The organism is Affinirhizobium straminoryzae (genome assembly GCF_007004135.1).
Classification (GTDB): domain Bacteria; phylum Pseudomonadota; class Alphaproteobacteria; order Rhizobiales; family Rhizobiaceae; genus Neorhizobium; species Neorhizobium straminoryzae.
On record NZ_VJMG01000055.1, the window covers coordinates 15,759 to 34,239 of the forward strand.

Genomic DNA, 18,481 nt, shown 5'->3' on the forward strand with positions numbered 1-18,481 from the left:
GCGCCCGCCGGGTTGCGCCCGATTCTAGACTGATTTGGGCGTATGGTGAATGCTCACCCGATGAGGAAGGCGAGACGATGGCGCATTTCCTTCTAGATCGTCAAAAGCTTGTGAGGCAAGGCAGGCTGTACTCTGGCCGGCTTTGCCTTATGCTTCGGAGAATTCAACAACGACGAAGGGACCGGTGAATGCTGCTGGCGCGCATCCGCAAGACATGTCTGGTTTTGACCTGTGCCGCGATGGCACTCGTTCCGATCGCGGCAGCCGCCGAAGAGCAGACATGGCACCATGCGATCGGCACGCTGGAGCCACCGAAGCTGCCCGCCGATTTCAAAGCGCTTCCCTACGTGAATACCAAGGCGCCGAAACAGGGCGAACTGAAGCTTGCGGACGAAGGCACCTATGACAATTTCAATCCGCTGGTGGACAAGGGCAATCCGGCCTCCGGCACGGGACTTCTCTTCGATACGCTGCTGACCTCCTCCGAGGACGAGATCGGCGTGCGCTACGGCCTGCTGGCCGAGGCTCTGACCTGGCCGGAAGATCGCTCCTCCGTGACCTTCCGGCTGCGGCCAGAGGCAAAGTGGGCGGATGGCCAGCCGGTGACGCCGGATGATGTGGTCTTCAGCTTCGAGAGCGCCAAGGCCAACAGCAATCTGCTCGCCAATTACTATCGTCATGTCACCTCAGCCGAAAAGACTGGCGAGCGCGAGGTCACCTTCCGCTTCGACGAGAAGAACAACAAGGAACTGCCCGCCATCGTCGGCGAGTTCCCGATCCTGCCCAAGCACTGGTACGCGGCAAAGGATGCAAAAGGCAATCCGCGCGATGTCTCCAAAGGCAGCCTCGAGCCGCCGATGGGCTCCGGCCCCTATCGGATCGCCTCCTTCCAGGCAGGCGCCACCATCCGCTACGAATTGCGTGAGGATTATTGGGGCAAGGACCTGCCGATCAATATCGGGCAGAACAATTTCCGGGTGATCAGCTATACCTATTTCGCCGACAGTGACGTCGAGTTTGAGGCCTTCCGGGCCGGCAACATCGATTATCGGCAGGAAAACAGCTCCAGCCGCTGGGCGACCCGCTATGATTTCGATGCGGTCAAGGATGGCCGCATCAAGCGCGAGGCGCTGCCCAATGCCTTCCGCGCCCGTGGCATTATGCAGGCCTATGTGCCCAACCTCAGGCGTGACCAGTTCAAGGATGCGCGTGTTCGCGAGGCCTTGAACTATGCCTATGACTTCGAGGATCTGAACAAGAATCTTGCCTATGGCGGGCTGAAGCGTGTCGACAGCTTTTTCTGGGGCACGGATCTGGCCTCGTCCGGCCTGCCGCAGGGCAAGGAACTGGAGATCCTCGACAGCCTCAAGGACAAGGTGCCGGCCCGTGTCTTCACCGAACCCTACACCAACCCGGTGAATGGCGATCCGCAGAAGGTGCGCGACAACCTGCGCAAGGCGATCGCGCTGTTCAAGGAGGCGGGCTGGGAGCTGAAGGGCAACCGCATGGTCAACGTCAAGACCGGCCAGCCGATGCGCTTCGAGATCCTGCTCAACAATCCCTCCATGGAACGCACCGTGCTGCCCTATGTGGCAAGTCTCAAGAAGATCGGCATCGATGCCAGCATCCGCACCGTGGATTCCTCGCAATATGTCAACCGCGTGCGCGCCTTCGACTTCGACATGATCTTCGGCGTCTGGGCCCAGACGATGGATCCCGGCAACGACCAGCTGGTCTACTGGGGGTCTGCCGCCGCCAGCCAGCCGGGCTCGATGAACTATGCCGGCATTGCCGATCCGGCGGTCGATGACCTGATCCGCCGGATCATCCAGGCTCCGACGCGCGAAGATCAGGTGGCCGCGGTGCATGCGCTCGACCGCGTGCTGCTGGCCAACCACTTCGTCATTCCGATGTTCTATTCCGGCGAAAGCAAGATCGCCTACTGGGCCAAGCTTGCCCATCCGGAACCGCTTCCGGAATATGGCATCGGCTTCCCCGCCCTCTGGTGGGCCAAGGGTGCGGAATGAACCGCTAAAATGCTTGTGCGACGGCGGCCGGACAGGCCACATAGAGACATGCTGATTCTTGCCCCAGTCACGACGAAGGAACCGGACCCCCTGATGCCGAACGAGATCTGCGGCGCTGACCGCCGAACGGGAGACGCCTGATGGGAGCCTATATCCTTCGCCGTCTTCTCCTGATGATCCCGACCATCATCGGCATCATGGGCATTTCCTTCCTCGTGGTGCAGTTTGCGCCCGGCGGGCCGGTGGAACAGGTGATCGCCCAGATCCAGGGATCCGACAGCGGCGACCGCCTGTCCGGTGGCGCGTCGGATCTGCAGCCGGCCGGCGGCGGCGGCGAGGAGGCGCGCTACCGTGGTGCGCAGGGTCTCGATCCCGAACTGATTGCCCGGCTGGAAAAGCAGTTCGGCTTCGACAAGCCGCCGCTCACCCGCTTCCTCGACATGATGTGGAACTATATCCGTTTCGATTTCGGCGAGAGCTTCTTCCGCAACACGCCGGTGCTCGATCTCATCATCGACAAGCTGCCGGTCTCGATGTCGCTTGGCGTCTGGATCATGATCGCTTCCTATGCGATCTCGATTCCGCTCGGCATCCGCAAGGCGGTGAAGGACGGCTCGACCTTCGACGTCTGGACTTCCGGCATCATCATCATCGGCTATGCGGTGCCGAGCTTCCTGTTCGGCATCCTGCTGATCGTGCTGTTTGCCGGCGGCTCCTTCTTCGACTGGTTCCCGCTGCGCGGCCTCGTGTCGGACAACTGGAGCGACCTGCCCTGGTGGCAGAAGATCCTCGACTATTTCTGGCATCTGACGCTGCCGCTGATCGCGCTGTCGCTCTCGGCCTTTGCCACCACGACCCTGCTGACGAAGAACTCCTTCATCGACGAGATCAAGAAGCAATATGTGGTGACCGCGCGCGCCAAGGGCCTCAGTGAACGGCGGGTGCTCTATGGCCATGTCTTTCGCAATGCCATGCTGATCGTGATCGCCGGCTTTCCGGCCTCCTTCATCTCGGCCTTCTTCACCGGTTCGCTCCTGATCGAGAACATCTTTTCGCTCGATGGGCTCGGCCGCCTCGGCTATCTCGCCGTCATCAACCGCGATTATCCGATCGTGTTCGGCACGCTCTACATCTTCTCGCTGCTCGGCCTCGTCGTCGGTCTGGTGTCCGACCTGATCTACACCTGGATCGACCCGCGCATCGATTTTGAAAAGAGGGAGGTGTGATGAGCGCTCCCGCATCCGCCATTGCTCGCGATACCGTGGCCGCAACGCCGCCCGCCCGCCGCCGGCTGTCGCCGACCAATCTGCGCCGCTGGCAGAATTTCAAGGCCAACCGGCGCGGCTACTGGTCGTTCTGGATCTTCCTGGTGTTGTTCGGCCTGTCGCTGTCAGCCGAACTCATCGCCAATGACCGGCCGATCCTCGTCTCCTACAAGGGCGAGCTTCTGGTGCCGGTCTTCGTCAATTATCCCGAGGAAAAGTTCGGCGGCTTCCTGGCGACGACCGATTACCGTTCCGACTTCATCCAGGAAGAAATCAACGCCAATGGCTGGATGGTCTGGCCACCGGTGCGCTACTCCTACCAGACGGTGAACTCGGAAATTCCCCATTCGGCGCCAACCCAGCCCTTCTGGCTGATGGGCGCCGAGGAACGTTGCAGCGCCTATCCGAAGGGTGTCGACGATCCGAAGTGCACGCTCGGCAATCTCAACTGGCTCGGCACCGATGACCAGGCGCGCGACGTGCTGGCCCGCCTGATCTACGGTTTCCGCATCTCGGTTCTGTTCGGGCTGGCGCTGACGGTGCTCTCGGCGCTGATCGGTGTCACGGCTGGCGCCATCCAGGGCTTCTTCGGCGGCTGGACGGATCTCCTGATGCAGCGCTTCATCGAGATCTGGTCGTCGATGCCCTCGCTCTACATTCTGCTGATCATCGCCGCCATCCTGCCGCCCGGCTTCTTCGTGCTGCTCGGCGTGATGCTGCTGTTCCAGTGGGTCGGCTTCGTCGGCGTGGTGCGCGCCGAATTCCTGCGCGCCCGCAATTTTGAATATGTGCGGGCGGCCCGTGCGCTCGGTGTCGGCGACTGGACGATCATGTTCCGCCACCTGCTGCCGAATGCCATGGTTGCGACCCTGACCTTCCTGCCCTTCATTCTCTCCGGCTCCATTGCGACGCTCACCTCGCTCGATTTCCTCGGCTTCGGCATGCCGCCAGGCTCGCCCTCGCTCGGTGAAATGATCGCCCAGGGCAAGAACAACCTGCAGGCGCCCTGGCTGGGGCTGACCGCCTTCTTCTCCATGTCGGTCATGCTGTCGCTGCTGATCTTCATCGGCGAAGCCGTGCGCGATGCCTTCGATCCGAGGAAGACCTACCGGTGAGGAAGGGTCGCGTTATTCTCGTTGTGAGGCTATATTGGCGAAGGCGTCACGCCTGCCCGAGGTCGCTTGGATGAACAAGATCGTTCTGGAGCATTACCCGATTTCCAAACTTCCGGAAGAGATGCGGACCGGACTACCCGATGCCGAGTCGGCGCGTGTGACCGTTGAGGTCATGCCGGATGAGGTCGACCCTCTGAAGTCGTTCTTCGACCTGAAGGACGAGGAGGTTGATCCTGGTGAAAACCTCATGAAGCTTCTGAAGCATCGTGAGGATTATCCGGAACGCTATCGTCATGGCACATCCATGGCTGAAGCGGTGCAGCGCATTCGCGAGCTACGCGACGAGTGGGATGACGAATGAGGTCACCTGCCCGTCTGTACCTCGACACGAATATCCTCATTCTGTTCAAAGAAATTCAAGGCCCGGAGCAGGAAAGGCTCGCTGCCCTTCTGGCTGCCTGCCGCAGCTTGGGCAACATACCCTTCACAAGCATGCTGACCTACAGCGAGCTGCTTGTGAAACCGCTGGCGAATGGCAACCGCGACCTGATCGAAACTTACGAAGGCTGGATGGGCCGTGCTTCCTGGCTGAACACGGTTCCGATATCTTCGAAGGTTCTTTTGATCGCTTCGCTCATCAGAGCCGGTTCACGCAAGACGAAGCTTCCGGACGCCATTCACCTCGCAAGCGCCATTGTCGCGGGATGTGGCGTCTTCCTGTCAGCTGATACAGGTCTATCGGACATTGACGAACTCGTTCACCCGCTGCGCGGCAAATTGCCGATCACGCCCTTGACGGTGCAGCGCCCCGACGAGCCAACCCTCACGACCCTTCTGGAAAGTCTGATTGCATGACCAACGCGCTCCTCTCCGTCCGCGATCTGTCCGTCGCCTTCCATCAGGGAGGCAGCCAGACTCTCGCGGTCGATCGGGTCTCCTTCGAGATCGGCGAGGGGGAAGTGCTGGCGCTCGTCGGCGAAAGCGGATCGGGCAAGTCGGTCACCGCCAATTCCGTGCTGCAGTTGCTGCCCTATCCCTCGGCCAGCCACCCGTCCGGAAAAATCCTGTTCGATGGCCGCGATCTGCTGACGGTGTCGGAGCGGGAACTGCGCGACGTGCGCGGCAACGACATTACCATGATCTTCCAGGAGCCGATGACCTCGCTCAATCCGCTGCACACCATCGAGCAGCAGGTGGGCGAGATCCTTGAACTGCATCAGGCGATGACGCCGCAGGCGGCGCGCAGCCGCACGCTGGAGCTTCTGGCCGAGGTCGGCATCCGCGAGCCGGAAAAGCGGTTGAAGGCCTATCCGCACGAACTGTCCGGCGGGCAGCGCCAGCGCGTGATGATCGCCATGGCGCTCGCCAACCGGCCGAAGCTGCTGATCGCCGACGAGCCGACGACGGCGCTCGACGTGACGGTCCAGGCGCAGATCCTCGAGCTTCTGAAGAAGCTGCAGCGCGATTACGGCATGTCCATCCTGTTCATCACCCATGATCTCGGTATCGTGCGCCGCTTTGCCGACCGTGTGTGCGTGATGACCAAGGGAAAGATCGTGGAAACCGGGCCGGTCGAGCAGGTCTTTCGCGATCCGCAGCATGACTATACCCGTCACCTCCTGTCGTCCGAGCCGCGCGGCGAGCCGCCCGAGGCCGATCCCTTGCGAGCGGTCGTGATGGAGGGCCGCAACATCCGGGTCTGGTTCCCGATCAAGGCCGGGTTCCTGCGCCGCGTGGTCGATCATGTGAAGGCGGTGGACGGCATCGACGTGACGCTGCGCGCCGGCGAAACGGTGGGCGTTGTCGGCGAAAGCGGGTCAGGCAAGACGACGCTCGGCCTGGCGCTCGCCCGTCTGATTTCCTCCGAAGGGCGTGTCAGTTTCATCGGCAGCGATATCGGCCGCTATTCCTTCCGCCAGATGCGTCCGCTGCGCGACCGGCTGCAGGTGGTTTTCCAGGATCCCTATGGGTCGCTCAGTCCGCGCATGTCGGTGGGCGAAATCATCGCCGAGGGCCTGAAAGTGCACCAGCCGCGGCTCTCGTCCGAAGAGCGCGACCGTGCCGTGGCCGCCGCGCTGGACGAGGTCGGCCTTGATCCTGCGACGCGCTGGCGCTACCCGCACGAATTCTCCGGCGGCCAGCGGCAGCGTATCGCGATTGCCCGCGCCATGGTCTTGAAGCCGCGCTTCGTGATGCTGGACGAGCCGACCTCGGCGCTGGACATGACGGTGCAGGCGCAGGTGGTGGATCTGTTGCGCGATCTGCAGAAGAAGCACGATCTCGCCTATCTCTTCATCAGCCATGACCTGAAGGTGGTGCGGGCGCTGGCCAACCACGTCATCGTGATGCGGGCCGGCAAGGTGATGGAGGAAGGTCCATCGCAGGAGATTTTTGCCGCTCCGAAGAGCGATTACACCCGCGCGCTGATGGATGCCGCCTTCAACCTGCGCGCTGTCGAGGCCGCAGCCGTCGCGCAGTAGCTTGCGGGAACCCTCGTAGCCGGCGAGAAGCCTGTGCTGGCGGGAACAAAGAGGATCGCTGCCGGTTTGCTCTTCCATCCTGCGCCGCCCTTCTGGCGGTGTGCTGCCGGAGGAATGTCCCATGAGCGATCGAAACGAGACGGACCGCCGCCCCTTTCCGCGCGAGAATGACGTGGCTTCCGTCACGCCGTCGGCCGCCCCCGAAGCGCCGCTGAGCGCCACCGAGGCGCGGCAGGGCCGGCGCGGCATGCCGGTCATGGTCGTGCTGGGAGCCAGCCTTGTGCTCGCCATGCTCGCCTGGGGCGGCGTGGAATGGTGGGCGCAGACCAACGAACCGCCGGCCGAGCAGACTGCCACGCCGCCCGCCGGCGACAATACGCCCGTCAATCCCGATGCACGGCCTCCCTCGACACCGTGAGGGCGCATGCTATCGGCGGACCTCGCCTGTCGACAGCATCCAGGCGGGTGGCACGGACCAACATCAATCGATTTGATGATCGGGTCACTGGACTTTGATCCCCGTTTTTTCGATAACGTGCGGGGAGGTTGTCGGCCGATGCCTCTGATGTTGAGGGAAGGAGCCCTCTGCCGGATACGGCGAGGGCAAAGGCAGCCATGGCAGCAAAGACCGATATCGCCAGACGCGTGTATAACCACACGTGGAAGCTCGACCCCATCGTTCGCAGCCTGATCGATACCGATTTCTACAAGCTGCTGATGCTCCAGATGATCTGGAAGCTCTATCCGGATACGGATGTCACCTTTTCCCTGATCAACCGCACCAAGAGCGTGCGGCTGGCGGATGAGATCGACGAGCAGGAACTGCGCAACCAGCTGGACCACGCCCGGTCCCTGCGATTGTCGAAGAAGGAAATGATCTGGCTCGCCGGCAACAGCTTCTATGGTCGCTCGCAGATCTTCGAGCCGGAATTCCTGGCCTGGCTCGCAAATTATCGCCTGCCGGACTACGAGCTTTCCAAGCGTGACGGCCAGTATGAGCTGACCTTCCATGGCCGCTGGACCGATACCACCATGTGGGAAATTCCGGCACTTGCCATCATCAACGAGTTGCGGTCGCGGGCGGCAATGAAGTCGCTCGGCCCCTTCACGCTCGATGTTCTCTATGCGCGTGCCAAGGCGAAGATGTGGGAAAAGGTGGAGCGGCTCCGGACGCTGCCGGGCCTGCGCATCTCCGATTTCGGCACCCGCCGCCGCCACAGTTTTCTCTGGCAGCGCTGGTGCGTCGAAGCGTTGAAGGAAGGCATCGGCCCAGCCTTTACCGGCACCAGCAACGTGCTTCTCGCGATGGATTCCGATCTCGAAGCCGTCGGCACCAATGCGCATGAACTGCCGATGGTGGTGGCCGCGCTTGCCAATACGGATGAGGAACTGCGCGCGGCGCCCTACAAGGTCTTGAAGGACTGGAACCGTCTCTATGGCGGCAACCTGCTGATCGTGCTGCCGGATGCCTTCGGCACCGCCTCCTTCCTGCGCAATGCCCCCGAATGGGTGGCGGACTGGACGGGGTTTCGCCCGGATAGCGCCCCGCCGATCGAGGGCGGCGAGAAGATCATTGCCTGGTGGCAGAAGATGGGGCGCGATCCCCGGCAGAAACTGCTGATCTTTTCCGATGGCCTCGATGTCGATGCGATCATCGATACCTATCGCCATTTCGAAGGCCGGGTGCGCATGGGCTTTGGCTGGGGCACCAATCTCACCAACGACTTTGCCGGCTGCGCGCCGCGTGAAATCGACGGGCTGAAGCCGATTTCCATCGTCTGCAAGGTGAGCGAGGCGAACGGCCGACCGGCAGTCAAACTCTCCGACAATCCCCGCAAGGCGACCGGCACGCCGGAAGAGGTGCAGCGCTATCTGCGTTTCTTCGGCCAGGAGGACCGCGTGGAACAGGCTGTTCTGGTATAGAACCGGGAAGGCGGCCTCCGTCTGGAACCCGCCCACGTTCTTGATGCTGGAGATCACTCGAGGATCTGCACGACCGTGTGTGTTTTCGGGTCGACAATCACCCGCTGCTCATTGACCACGGCATAGGCGTAGTCACGGTGCTCCGGAACCGGCGTCAGCACGACCGTTTCCGGGATCGGCTTGCCAACCACAATCTGGCGCTCGACTATCACCGGCTCGGGGGCTGGCTGGGCGCGCACATAGGTCACAACCTCCTGCGGCGGCGGGTCAATGGCGGTGCCGATGGCAGCGCCGGCAATGCCGCCGACTGCGGCACCAATCGGGCCGCCGACGATGGCGCCAGTGATCGCGCCACTGGCGGCGCCCGTCGTCGTCCCATCCTGCGCTGCAGCAAAATTTGCGAAACCTGCTGCGAGAGCAGCAGTTGATGTCAGTAGAAACTTACGCATACGGTTTCTCCTCTCGGGTCAAGGGCGTGGCAGGACAACACGCGCGCCCGCAATTCGTTCCGCCCGCTGCATCATCTTCCACCGTTCCGGCGCAGGGGATGGGACGCTGCTGCACCGCGGCATCTGACGTCCGACGTCGCGGATAAGATCCACAAAACAGATGTTGACATGAAAAACAAAAGTTACGATAAGTTGCCCGACGAGAGATCGAGGCTTCCATGGAAGAACTGAGCGCCCAGGAAAACGCCGTCCTGACGATGATCCGGGACAATCCCTTTGCCGGCCAGCAGGAGATTGCCGACCAGCTGGGCCTTGCCCGGTCCACGGTGGCGGCGCATGTGGTGCAGCTCGTCAACAAGGGCTATATCCTCGGCCGCGGCTATCTTCTGCCGGAGCCTTCGCGGGCGGTGTGCATCGGCGGCGCCGTGTTCGATCGCAAGTATCGCGCCCGTCAGGCCATCATTCCCGAAACCTCCAATCCGGTCGATGGCGCCAAGAGCTTTGGCGGCGTGGCCCGCAATGTGGCGGAAAATCTGGCGCTGCTCGGCACGCCGGTCAGCTTCATTTCCATCCTCGGCGAGGATGAGACCGGCAGCGCCATGCTCGCGCATCTGAGGGAACGCGGCGTGGATGTCAGTCAGGTCGTCACCGTCCGCGAGCGCCCGACGGCCGAATATGCGGCCGTGCTGGATCCGGCCGGCGATCTGGTGCTGGGGCTTGCCGATATGGGCATTTTCGATTTGTTCCAGCCCGGCCATATCGACCGCGCCTGGTCGCATCTTGCCTCCGCAAGCCTTGTGTTTGCCGATTGCAACCTGCCGGCTGTGACGCTGCAGCATCTCATCATGCGGCGACAGGGTGCCCGCTTCCGGCTGGCGATCGATGCCGTCTCGACGCCGAAGGTGGTGCGGTTGCCGGAGGATCTGACCGGTATCGACCTGCTGTTCATGAATCTCGACGAGGCGAACGCGCTGCTTTCCCGGCAGGGGAAACCGCGCGTGGAGGACAGTTTCCAGGCCGCAGCCGCTCTTACCCGGCTCGGCGTCACGGAGGCCATCGTCACCATGGGACCCCGCGGCGTCGCGGTGGCGGCCGGCGAAACGGTGTGTCACGTGCCCGCCGTCCATGCCAAGCCTGTCGACATGACCGGCGCCGGCGATGCGATGATTGCCGCGACGCTGCATCGCCTTCTGGCCGGCGACGAGACGGCCCGGGCCGCACGAATGGGCGCGCTGCTTGGCGCGCTGACCACAGAAACGGCTTCCAGTGTGCATGCGGAGCTTTCGCCCCGCTTCCTGGAGGCAAACCTCCATCGGCTTGCCGAAGAGAAAGGATGATCATGACCCTTCTGAAACCGAAACTCAGCCGTGAGGTTGCCGATGCGCTTGCCGCCGGTGGTCCCGTCGTGGCGCTCGAATCGACCATCATCACCCACGGCATGCCCTATCCGGCCAATCTGGAAACGGCGCTCGCGGTGGAAGCCGTCGTGCGCGAGAACGGTGCCGTACCGGCGACCATCGCCGTGATCGATGGCGAGCTGCGCGCCGGTCTCGAGCAGGCCGAACTGGAAGCGCTTGCCCAGGCCAAGGGTGTGGTGAAGGCTTCCGGCCGCGATCTGGCGGCTGCCATGGTGCGCAAGGCCTCGGCCGGCACCACGGTCTCTGCCACCATGCTGCTCGCCGATCTCGCCGGCATCGACATCTTTGCGACGGGCGGCGTCGGCGGCGTGCATCGCGGCGCCGAGCAGACCTTCGACATTTCCGCGGACCTGACCGAACTCGGCCGCACCAAGACCGCCGTCGTCTGCGCCGGCGTGAAGTCCATCCTCGATATCGCCAAGACGCTGGAATATCTGGAAACCCAGCGCGTGCCGGTCATCGCTTACGGCACCGAGGAATTCCCGGCCTTCTTCACCCGCCAGAGCGGCTACAAGGCCGATCACCGCCTCGATACGCCGGAAGAGATCGCACAGGCCATGCACCTGCACCACAGGCTCGGCACCGGCACCGGCCTGATGATTGCCAATCCGATTCCGGAAGCCTTCGCCCTGACGCCGGACTTCATCGACGGCACCATTGCCGACGCTGTCCGTGAAGCGGATGAAAAGGGCATTGGCCGCAAGGAACTCACCCCCTTCCTGCTCGCCCGCATCAACGAACTGTCGAAGGGCGAAAGCCTGAAGGCCAATATCGCGCTGGTGAAGAACAATGCCGCCCTCGCCTCCCGCATGGCGGTTGCCTATGCGGCGCTGAAGAAGAGCGCCTGACAGACATGACAGCAAAAAGGGGCGTCGGCACGCAGCCAATGCCCCTTTTCTTGATCTTGAGGATCAGCCCTTGGCCGGCAGCCGCGCCAGGCGTTCGGTCAAGAGCGCGTAGAAGCCGTCGGCATCGACGTGGCGCATGAACGTGGCATTCTTTGGCCGGTCGGTCACGCCCCACCAGTCGGCAACCGTCATGCCCTTGGTCAGCACCGAGTCCGTTTCGATTTCCACATTGCAGAGGCGCCCCTCGTAAAGCTCCGGCTTCAGCAGGTAGGCAATCACGTTCGGATCATGCAGCGGGCCGCCATCGGTGCCGTATTTCTGCTCGTCGAAGCGTTCGAAGAATTCCAGCCAGCCGACCACGGCGTCTGCCAGCGGCGTGCCGATGGCCTTGATCGCAGCCACGCGCTTGGCCGTTGTCAGCGTCTGGTGAGTCACGTCGAGCGGCATCATGACGATCGGCGCGCCGCAGCCGAAGCAGATCCTGGCGGCCTTCGGATCGACGAAGATGTTGAATTCGGCGGCGGGCGTCACGTTTCCGCCCTCGAACAGGCCGCCGCCCATCAGAACGATCTGCCGGATGCGTGCGGCAATCGCCGGCTCGCGGGCAATGGCGGTGCCGAGATTGGTCATCGGGCCGAGCGTGCAGATCGTCACGGTGCCCGGCTCGTGCGCCATCAGCGTCTCGATGATGAAGTCGACGCCATGCATTTCCTGCAGCGGCATCTCGGGATCGGGCAGATCGGCGCCGTCCATGCCGGTCGCGCCATGCACGTATTCGGCAGTGAACAGGCTGCCTTCCATTGGACCTTCGCAGCCGGCAAACACCTTCACGTCGGTGCGGCCGGCCAGTTCGCAAACCTTGCGGATGTTCTTCGAGGTCAGCGTCACCGGCACATTGCCGGCCGCCGCCGTAATCCCCAGCACCTCGATCTCCGGGCTTGCCAGGGCAAGCAGGATGGCCAGCGCGTCGTCCTGGCCGGGATCGGTATCGATGATGATCTTCTGGGGCATGTCGGTCTCTTTATCCTGGAAGGGTTTTTTGCGGACGCCGGTGTTGAAGCATGTCGCGACGCGCCGGGCAAGCGGGTCTCCGCCGGAGGAAGGCGGTAGCGCGCCCATTCGCGGCATCCTGGGCAAAGAGCCTGTGTCGCGCGGCGAAAGAGAACCAAACCACCTGTGCGGCGTAGTATCGGTTAAAACGGAGGCTTGCATGCACGAAACCAGCTCATCAGAGACGGGGAAGCTTGCCTGGATCACCGGTGCCAGCACCGGCATCGGCCGGGCGGTGGCTGAACGGCTTGTGCGCGATGGATGGCGGGTCGCCGTCAGCGCCCGCAGCGCTGACATGTTGGAAGCCTTTGCCGCCGCGCATCCCGGCCGCGTCCTGGCTTACCCGCTCGACGTCACCGATCGTGAGGCGACGCTGACGGTGGGGGACAGGATCCGTGCCGAGCACGGCCCGATCGACCTCGCTTTGTTCTCCGCCGGCACCTACAAGCGCGACAGCGTGCGCCAGTTCGACAGCCGCGATCTCGCCACCACCATCAACCTCAATGTACTCGGCACTGCACAGGCCATGGAGGCGGTGATCCCGGCCATGGTGGCGCGGCGCAGCGGCGAGATCGCGGTGATCGCCTCGGTCGCCGGTCTGGTCGGCCTGCCCGGCGGCGGCTTCTACGGCGCGACGAAGGCAGCGCTCAACAATCTCTGCCAGTCGCTCGCGCCGGAACTGGCACGGGAGGGCGTGCGGCTGCGCATCATCAATCCGGGCTTCGTCGAAACGCCGCTGACGGCAAAAAACGACTTTCCGATGCCCTTCCTGATCTCCTCGGAACAGGCGGCGGATGCGATTGTCGCGGGGCTGAAGCAGGATCGTTTCGAGATCATCTTCCCCTGGAAGATGGCCTTGGCGATCAAGCTTCTGTCTCTGCTGCCTTACGGACTGTTCTTCCGTGTTACCCGCAGGATGCTGCGCAAGCCGTAAGCCAAAGGAAAAGGGGCAGCCGGACCGCTACCCCGTTTGCCGCCCCTTGCCGACCGGATTTCGTCAGGCGGATTTGCTCAGCCTGAACTGCGCGACATCAATACGGCCGGTGCGAAAGCCGGCGGCGCAATAATGCAGATAGTAGTGCCAGGTGCGGAAGAAGCGTTCGTCGAAGCCGAGCGGCGCAATCCGGTTCCAGCTGGCGCGGAAGCTCCTGTCCCAGGCGAGCAATGTGCGCTCGTAATCCCGCCCGAACCGGAAGCAGTCGCTGACCGTCAGCCTTGCCTTGCGGGCAATCTCCGCAAAACCCGTCAGCGTGGGCAGCATGCCGCCCGGAAAGATATAGGTCTGGATGAAATCGGCGTGGCGGCGATAGTGTTCGAAGCGGCTTTCCTCGATGGTGATGACCTGGATCATTGCCTCGCCGCCCGGCACCAGAAGCTCGCGCACCTGCTCGAAATAGATCGGCCAGTGTTCCTCGCCGACCGCCTCGAACATCTCGATGGACACTATCTTGGTAAACTGGCCGCGGCAGTCGCGGTAGTCCTCAAGGCGGATATCGCCCTTGTCCGCCAGTCCGGCATCCGATAGCCGTTGGCGGGCATAGGCCGCCTGCTCCTTGGAGAGCGTCAGCCCGGTCACGCGGCAGCCGGTCTCGCGGATCGCCTGCTCCATGAAGCCGCCCCAGCCGCAGCCGATTTCCAGCACATGATCCTGCGGCCCGATGCCGAGTTCCCGGATGATGCGGCCGTATTTCTCCCGCTGCGCCTCTTCGAGGCTTGCCTCGGGATGCGTGTAGATCGCCGAGGAATAGGTCATCGTGCGGTCGAGCCAGTGGCGATAGAAGGCATTGCCGAGATCGTAGTGAAAGGCGATGTTGCGGCGGCTGCCGGCCTTGGAATTGCGGCGCAGGCGGTGACGCCAATGCGCGAGCCGTGCCATCACCGCCATCGGGCGGGCAAGCTTTGCCCAGTCCTGCTCATTGGCAATCGCAAGATCCAGTACCTGACCGAGATCGGGCGTCGACCAGTCGCCATCCATGTAGGAGCGGGCAAAGCCCAGCCCGCCGTGGGTGATGATCTGGCGCAGCACGCGCGGCCGGGTGAAGCGAATGGTCGCGTTCGGACCCTGCCTGCCCTCGCCGAAATGGTGCTCGCGCCCGCTCGGAAAGACCACCGTCAGGCGGCCGTGGCGGGTGCGGGCCAGCATGCGGCACAGCATGCGTTCCCACAGCGGTGCGCGGTCTGCAACGAGAATGGGATCTCCGTGTCCGGCATGCGTCATGTCTGCGTTCCTCCACTCACGACTGGATGTTCCACCGAACTGGCGATGCGGCTGGCGGCGGGCCGGTGCCGATGGATCGGCACGCCCTTCAGCCAGAGGCGCAGGGCCTCCCAGTGGATGCCCGCCATGACCTTCATGGTCATCAGCGGAAAGGTGATCAGCGCGCGCGCCAGACTGGCATCGGACAGCGACCGGCGGCGGCCGGCAAAGCTGGCGAACAACAGGTTGCCTTGCGCGTCCCGCTCGTTGATCGCGATTTTCACATGCTCGCCCGGCGGCAGGATATCGAAGTCGTAAGTGCAGTCCATCGGCACGAAGGGCGACACATACATCGCCTTGGCGCAGGAGTGCCTCACAACCGTCTCGGACTGGCCGCCGGCCGGAATGATGTATGTATGACGTTCCATGAATGTATTGCAGACCTCATACAGCAAGGCCAGCAGATTCCCGTTGCGATCCTCGCAGAAATAGACAGTCAAGGGATTGAAGACATAGCCGAAAATGCGGGGATAGCAGAGCATGCGGATGCGCACGTCGACGGTCGGCAGGCCGGCTTCGCGCAGATGGCTTTCCACCCAGGCCCGCAGGCCGCCTTCCTCGCCCGTACCGTGATCCTTGTCCCAGAAACTGTAGACGGCGGCGCGGTTGTGCCCGAACAGCCGAAGGCCGCGATCAAGGCTGTCCAACTCGTCGAGATCGAGCAGCAGGGAAAACACGCTGTAGCGCAGACTGTGCTGCTTCGGCCGATGGCGCTGATGCACCACCGTGCCGACATAGAGGGCGGAAACGGAGTTCATTCGGCCGCCGCCAGCAGCGGTGCCGCAAAGATGCGGCCGGATTCGTTATCCACCTGCCAGGGACGGCGCAGGCCGGTGGCCGCTTCCGCCGCGGCAAGTCCCGCCTGCAACCCGTCCTCGTGAAAGCCGCTGCCGAAATGCGCGCCGCAGAACCAGGTGTTGCGGCGGCCCTGCAGCTGCCAGAGCTGACGCTGCGCGGTGGCGGCCGCCTGATCGAACAGCGGATGCGTGTATCGATAGGTGGCGATGACCTTGTCCGCATCGATCTTTCGGCAGGCATTCAGCGTGACGAACAGCGGATGGCGGGGATCGAGATTCTGCAGCCGGTTCATCCAGTAGGTCACGCAGAGCGGCGCCTCGTCATCCACCCGCTTTCCGCCGATATAGTTCCAGCTGGACCAGACACCCTTGCGCTTCGGCATCAGGCGTTCGTCGGAATGCAGCACGGCGATGTTTTCGGTGTAGCGGAAGGCGCCAAGGACCGAACGTTCCATCGGGTCCGCATCGGCGAGCATGGCAAGCGCTTCGTTGGCGTGAGCCGCAATCATCACGTCGTCGAAACGGTCCTGATGGCCGCGACTGTCGGTGACCAGAACGCCGGCCTTGGTGCGTACGACCGAGACCACCTTGCTGTTCAGGCGGATCTCGCCGGAAAAATCCGCTGCGATCCTTTGCACGTATTCGCGGCTGCCGCCGGTGACGGTGCGCCATTGCGGCCGTCCCTTCAGAAGGATCAGACCGTGATGGACGAAGAAGCGGACGAAGCTTTCGAGCGGATAGGCACGCATGTCGGTGGTGGTCATCGACCAGATGGCGGCGCCCATCGGCAAAAGGTGATCCTCGATGAAAGCCTCGGAATAGCGCTCGCGCGCGAGATAATCGCCGAGTGTCAGCGCCTCCAGATCGGGCCGCTCCAGCAGCTTTTCCGCCTCGCGGTAGAAGCGCAGCACATCGGAAAGCATCCGCCAGAAGCGGGGTCGCACGATGTTGAGCCGCTGGCTGAGCAGGCCCTTGAGCCCGGTGCCGGAATATTCGAAGGCGCCGTCATCGATCGAGGCGGCAAAAGACATGTCGGAGGCCTGCGTACAGACACCGAGATGCTCGAACAGCGCCACCAGATTGGGATAGTTGCGGTCGTTGAAGACGATAAAGCCGGTATCGACCGGGATCTCGCCATGTGACGTCGGAACCATGGCCGTATTGGAATGGCCGCCCAGGCGGTCGGCCGCTTCATAGAGCACCACGTCGTTGCCGCGGGCGGCAAGCCAGGCGGCGGACAATCCGCTGATGCCGGAGCCGATGACGGCGAAGCGACGATTATTTCCCCCAGATGCAACCATGAGCCCTTGTCCGTTGTTTGCCTATGCTTGGCCTTTACGCCAGCGGCAGGCAAACGGATTGTCGGCGATTTTTCTTTTGCGCTGTGATCTGCTGCGGAGACGCTGGCGTAAAGCCTGCCATGAACGCAACTGTTTCCATATCGTCAGGGACGTGCCACAACGATGCCAGACCGGCTTCTCGTCCGGTGTCGCGTGTGAAGCATGGCCTGAAGATGAAACGGACTGACAGACAGTTTGCCGACCAGGACCTTTCGCCGATGGAGCTGTCCAACCTGCTCACGGCGGTGGGACAGGACCGCAGCATTGAGGCGTTTGAGACGATCTTTCGTTATTATGGCCCGCGGGTGCGTTCCTTCATGGCCATGAAGACGCGCGATGCGCAGCTGGCGGAAGAGCTGATGCAGGAAACCATGACGGCCGTGTGGAACAAGGCTGTCCAGTTTGATCCGGCCCGTGGCAATGTCTCGGCCTGGATTTTTACCATTGCGCGCAATCTGCGCATCGATGCCTTCCGCCGCAAGCGGCCTGTCTTCGACGAGAACGATCCGGTTTTCGTGGCGGACAATGCCCCGGCGGCAGATGTGGAACTGGAAGGACGACAGGATGCCGAACTCTTGCGCGAGGCCATGGAATCATTGCCTCCGGAACAGCTCGACGTTCTCAAGCGTGCCTTCTTCGATGAAGCCTCGCATTCGACGATAGCAGAAGACATGGGCATTCCCTTGGGTACCGTCAAATCGCGCATCCGGCTCGCTTTCGACAAACTGCGGACCGCGCTGGAGGGCCGCCGATGACCATCAACCACCATATCAGCGACGCGCTCCTGATGGATTATGCGTCCGGCAACCTGTCGGAAGGCTGGAGCCTTGCGGTTGCCACCCATCTGGCGCTGTGCCCTGGCTGTCGCCGGCGCCTTGATGCGATGGAGGGCGCTGCCGGTGCTCTCTTCGACAAGTTGATTGCTCGCGAGCCCGTCACCGGCAGCGACTGGGAAAAGATGAAGGCGCGGATTGCCTGCGAACCCGGTGCGGTCACAGCCGTCGCGGAAAAGCCGCCCGTCGCTGCGGCGCCGAAGCCGGCGCGGTCGGCCGGCGTGATTCCCGAGCCGCTGCGTTCTTATCTCGGCGGCGATGTGGATACGCTGAAATGGCGCGCGCTTGGGCGCGGTGCCTATCAGATCCGCATCGAGACCGGCGATCCGGAAACCCAGGTGCGTCTCCTGAAAATCCCGGCCGGCCGGCCGGTGCCCGAACACACGCATGAGGGGCGCGAACTGACGCTGGTGCTGAGCGGCAGCTTTCGCGATGGCAATGACCTGTTTGCCCGCGGCGATCTGGAGGAAGCCGATGGCGATCTCCTGCACACGCCGACCGCTACCGAGGACGAGGACTGCATCTGCCTCGCCGTGACAGAGGCGCCGCTGAAATTCTCCAGCTGGATCGTGCGTCTTATCCAGCCGGTGCTGAAGATCTAGGGCAAGTCCAGCGAAAGCGTGCGCCGATTTCACGCCTGTACTTGCTGGAAAACAGCGAGACAGATCGTCCCGCATGT

The 18,481-nt window shown here is 62.9% G+C and carries 18 protein-coding genes; 13 read left to right on the forward strand and 5 right to left on the reverse strand.

From position 1 onward, the window contains the following. Positions 1-188 precede the first annotated feature (188 nt). From FNA46_RS18050 to pncB, 8 genes are all read left to right on the forward strand, one after another. A complete protein-coding gene (locus tag FNA46_RS18050) occupies positions 189-2,027 on the forward strand; it encodes an extracellular solute-binding protein (protein ID WP_143126601.1) in 1,839 nt (612 codons plus the stop codon). A gap of 140 nt (positions 2,028-2,167) precedes the next feature. Beyond that, the gene (locus tag FNA46_RS18055; protein WP_143126602.1) at positions 2,168-3,253 is read left to right on the forward strand and encodes a microcin C ABC transporter permease YejB; all 1,086 of its coding nucleotides are present in this window, start codon (positions 2,168-2,170) and stop codon (positions 3,251-3,253) included. Beyond that, positions 3,253-4,407: an ABC transporter permease gene (locus tag FNA46_RS18060; protein WP_143126603.1), complete on the forward strand. Its 1,155-nt coding sequence runs from the start codon at positions 3,253-3,255 to the stop codon at positions 4,405-4,407. Before FNA46_RS18055 ends, FNA46_RS18060 begins: the two co-directional genes overlap by 1 nt. Before the next feature lie 70 nt (positions 4,408-4,477). Continuing rightward, positions 4,478-4,768, forward strand: coding sequence for a hypothetical protein (locus FNA46_RS18065; RefSeq protein WP_143126604.1), 291 nt, complete (start codon positions 4,478-4,480; stop codon positions 4,766-4,768). Beyond that, positions 4,765-5,262 (forward strand): type II toxin-antitoxin system VapC family toxin, encoded by a 498-nt coding sequence (locus FNA46_RS18070; RefSeq protein ID WP_143126605.1) that lies wholly within the window; start codon positions 4,765-4,767, stop codon positions 5,260-5,262. Before FNA46_RS18065 ends, FNA46_RS18070 begins: the two co-directional genes overlap by 4 nt. Beyond that, positions 5,259-6,887 (forward strand): ABC transporter ATP-binding protein, encoded by a 1,629-nt coding sequence (locus tag FNA46_RS18075; RefSeq protein ID WP_143126606.1) that lies wholly within the window; start codon positions 5,259-5,261, stop codon positions 6,885-6,887. Before FNA46_RS18070 ends, FNA46_RS18075 begins: the two co-directional genes overlap by 4 nt. A 121-nt stretch (positions 6,888-7,008) precedes the next feature. Beyond that, on the forward strand, positions 7,009-7,305 hold the full coding sequence (locus tag FNA46_RS18080) for a hypothetical protein (protein ID WP_143126607.1): 297 nt from the start codon (positions 7,009-7,011) through the stop codon (positions 7,303-7,305). A gap of 197 nt (positions 7,306-7,502) precedes the next feature. Then, complete coding sequence (gene pncB / locus FNA46_RS18085) at positions 7,503-8,810, forward strand: nicotinate phosphoribosyltransferase (RefSeq protein WP_143126608.1); 1,308 nt, start codon at positions 7,503-7,505, stop codon at positions 8,808-8,810. Positions 8,811-8,863: 53 nt separating this feature from the next. Here the strand turns inward: pncB and FNA46_RS18090 are convergent, their stop codons facing one another. Continuing rightward, positions 8,864-9,259 carry a DUF1236 domain-containing protein gene (locus FNA46_RS18090; protein ID WP_143126609.1) on the reverse strand — a complete coding sequence of 132 codons (396 nt, stop codon included), beginning with the start codon at positions 9,257-9,259 and terminating at the stop codon, positions 8,864-8,866. 218 nt (positions 9,260-9,477) lie between these two features. Between FNA46_RS18090 and FNA46_RS18095 the strand changes: the two genes are divergently transcribed. Continuing rightward, on the forward strand, positions 9,478-10,596 hold the full coding sequence (locus FNA46_RS18095; RefSeq protein WP_143126610.1) for a carbohydrate kinase: 1,119 nt from the start codon (positions 9,478-9,480) through the stop codon (positions 10,594-10,596). Between the two features lie 2 nt (positions 10,597-10,598). Beyond that, positions 10,599-11,525 (forward strand): pseudouridine-5'-phosphate glycosidase, encoded by a 927-nt coding sequence (locus tag FNA46_RS18100; protein ID WP_143126611.1) that lies wholly within the window; start codon positions 10,599-10,601, stop codon positions 11,523-11,525. Positions 11,526-11,588: 63 nt separating this feature from the next. Here the strand turns inward: FNA46_RS18100 and FNA46_RS18105 are convergent, their stop codons facing one another. Next, on the reverse strand, positions 11,589-12,536 hold the full coding sequence (locus FNA46_RS18105; protein WP_143126612.1) for a nucleoside hydrolase: 948 nt from the start codon (positions 12,534-12,536) through the stop codon (positions 11,589-11,591). A 199-nt stretch (positions 12,537-12,735) separates the two neighbouring features. On the opposite strand from FNA46_RS18105, the gene FNA46_RS18110 reads away from it, so the two are divergent. After that, entirely contained in the window at positions 12,736-13,509 is a 774-nt protein-coding gene (locus FNA46_RS18110; RefSeq protein WP_143126613.1) for an SDR family NAD(P)-dependent oxidoreductase, read from the forward strand. Between the two features lie 63 nt (positions 13,510-13,572). On the opposite strand, the gene FNA46_RS18115 is transcribed toward FNA46_RS18110, so the two are convergent. The 3 genes from FNA46_RS18115 to FNA46_RS18125 are packed head-to-tail and all read right to left on the reverse strand — an operon-like array spanning position 13,573 to position 16,930. Continuing rightward, on the reverse strand, positions 13,573-14,793 hold the full coding sequence (locus FNA46_RS18115; protein ID WP_143126614.1) for an SAM-dependent methyltransferase: 1,221 nt from the start codon (positions 14,791-14,793) through the stop codon (positions 13,573-13,575). Beyond that, complete coding sequence (locus FNA46_RS18120; RefSeq protein ID WP_143126615.1) at positions 14,790-15,590, reverse strand: DUF1365 domain-containing protein; 801 nt, start codon at positions 15,588-15,590, stop codon at positions 14,790-14,792. Before FNA46_RS18120 ends, FNA46_RS18115 begins: the two co-directional genes overlap by 4 nt. Continuing rightward, positions 15,587-16,930: an NAD(P)/FAD-dependent oxidoreductase gene (locus FNA46_RS18125; protein WP_143126616.1), complete on the reverse strand. Its 1,344-nt coding sequence runs from the start codon at positions 16,928-16,930 to the stop codon at positions 15,587-15,589. The genes FNA46_RS18120 and FNA46_RS18125 overlap by 4 nt, the downstream gene beginning before the upstream one ends. A gap of 23 nt (positions 16,931-16,953) precedes the next feature. Between FNA46_RS18125 and FNA46_RS18130 the strand changes: the two genes are divergently transcribed. Both FNA46_RS18130 and FNA46_RS18135 read left to right on the forward strand, forming a co-directional pair. Beyond that, the gene (locus FNA46_RS18130; protein WP_342782397.1) at positions 16,954-17,724 is read left to right on the forward strand and encodes a sigma-70 family RNA polymerase sigma factor; all 771 of its coding nucleotides are present in this window, start codon (positions 16,954-16,956) and stop codon (positions 17,722-17,724) included. Further along, positions 17,721-18,404, forward strand: a complete 684-nt coding sequence (locus tag FNA46_RS18135) for a ChrR family anti-sigma-E factor (protein WP_143126617.1) — start codon at positions 17,721-17,723, stop codon at positions 18,402-18,404. The genes FNA46_RS18130 and FNA46_RS18135 overlap by 4 nt, the downstream gene beginning before the upstream one ends. Positions 18,405-18,481: the final 77 nt, after the last annotated feature.

Excerpts from the sequence above, each read along its gene's own strand:
- FNA46_RS18050 (WP_143126601.1), top strand. The coding sequence starts at position 189 with ATGCTGCTGGCGCGCATCCGCAAGACATGTCTGGTTTTGACCTGTGCC.
- FNA46_RS18055 (WP_143126602.1), top strand. The coding sequence starts at position 2,168 with ATGGGAGCCTATATCCTTCGCCGTCTTCTCCTGATGATCCCGACCATC.
- FNA46_RS18060 (WP_143126603.1), top strand. The coding sequence starts at position 3,253 with ATGAGCGCTCCCGCATCCGCCATTGCTCGCGATACCGTGGCCGCAACG.
- FNA46_RS18065 (WP_143126604.1), top strand. The coding sequence starts at position 4,478 with ATGAACAAGATCGTTCTGGAGCATTACCCGATTTCCAAACTTCCGGAA.
- FNA46_RS18070 (WP_143126605.1), top strand. The coding sequence starts at position 4,765 with ATGAGGTCACCTGCCCGTCTGTACCTCGACACGAATATCCTCATTCTG.
- FNA46_RS18075 (WP_143126606.1), top strand. The coding sequence starts at position 5,259 with ATGACCAACGCGCTCCTCTCCGTCCGCGATCTGTCCGTCGCCTTCCAT.
- FNA46_RS18080 (WP_143126607.1), top strand. The coding sequence starts at position 7,009 with ATGAGCGATCGAAACGAGACGGACCGCCGCCCCTTTCCGCGCGAGAAT.
- pncB (WP_143126608.1), top strand. The coding sequence starts at position 7,503 with ATGGCAGCAAAGACCGATATCGCCAGACGCGTGTATAACCACACGTGG.
- FNA46_RS18090 (WP_143126609.1), bottom strand. The coding sequence starts at position 9,259 with ATGCGTAAGTTTCTACTGACATCAACTGCTGCTCTCGCAGCAGGTTTC.
- FNA46_RS18095 (WP_143126610.1), top strand. The coding sequence starts at position 9,478 with ATGGAAGAACTGAGCGCCCAGGAAAACGCCGTCCTGACGATGATCCGG.
- FNA46_RS18100 (WP_143126611.1), top strand. The coding sequence starts at position 10,599 with ATGACCCTTCTGAAACCGAAACTCAGCCGTGAGGTTGCCGATGCGCTT.
- FNA46_RS18105 (WP_143126612.1), bottom strand. The coding sequence starts at position 12,536 with ATGCCCCAGAAGATCATCATCGATACCGATCCCGGCCAGGACGACGCG.
- FNA46_RS18110 (WP_143126613.1), top strand. The coding sequence starts at position 12,736 with ATGCACGAAACCAGCTCATCAGAGACGGGGAAGCTTGCCTGGATCACC.
- FNA46_RS18115 (WP_143126614.1), bottom strand. The coding sequence starts at position 14,793 with ATGACGCATGCCGGACACGGAGATCCCATTCTCGTTGCAGACCGCGCA.
- FNA46_RS18120 (WP_143126615.1), bottom strand. The coding sequence starts at position 15,590 with ATGAACTCCGTTTCCGCCCTCTATGTCGGCACGGTGGTGCATCAGCGC.
- FNA46_RS18125 (WP_143126616.1), bottom strand. The coding sequence starts at position 16,930 with ATGGTTGCATCTGGGGGAAATAATCGTCGCTTCGCCGTCATCGGCTCC.
- FNA46_RS18130 (WP_342782397.1), top strand. The coding sequence starts at position 16,954 with ATGCTTGGCCTTTACGCCAGCGGCAGGCAAACGGATTGTCGGCGATTT.
- FNA46_RS18135 (WP_143126617.1), top strand. The coding sequence starts at position 17,721 with ATGACCATCAACCACCATATCAGCGACGCGCTCCTGATGGATTATGCG.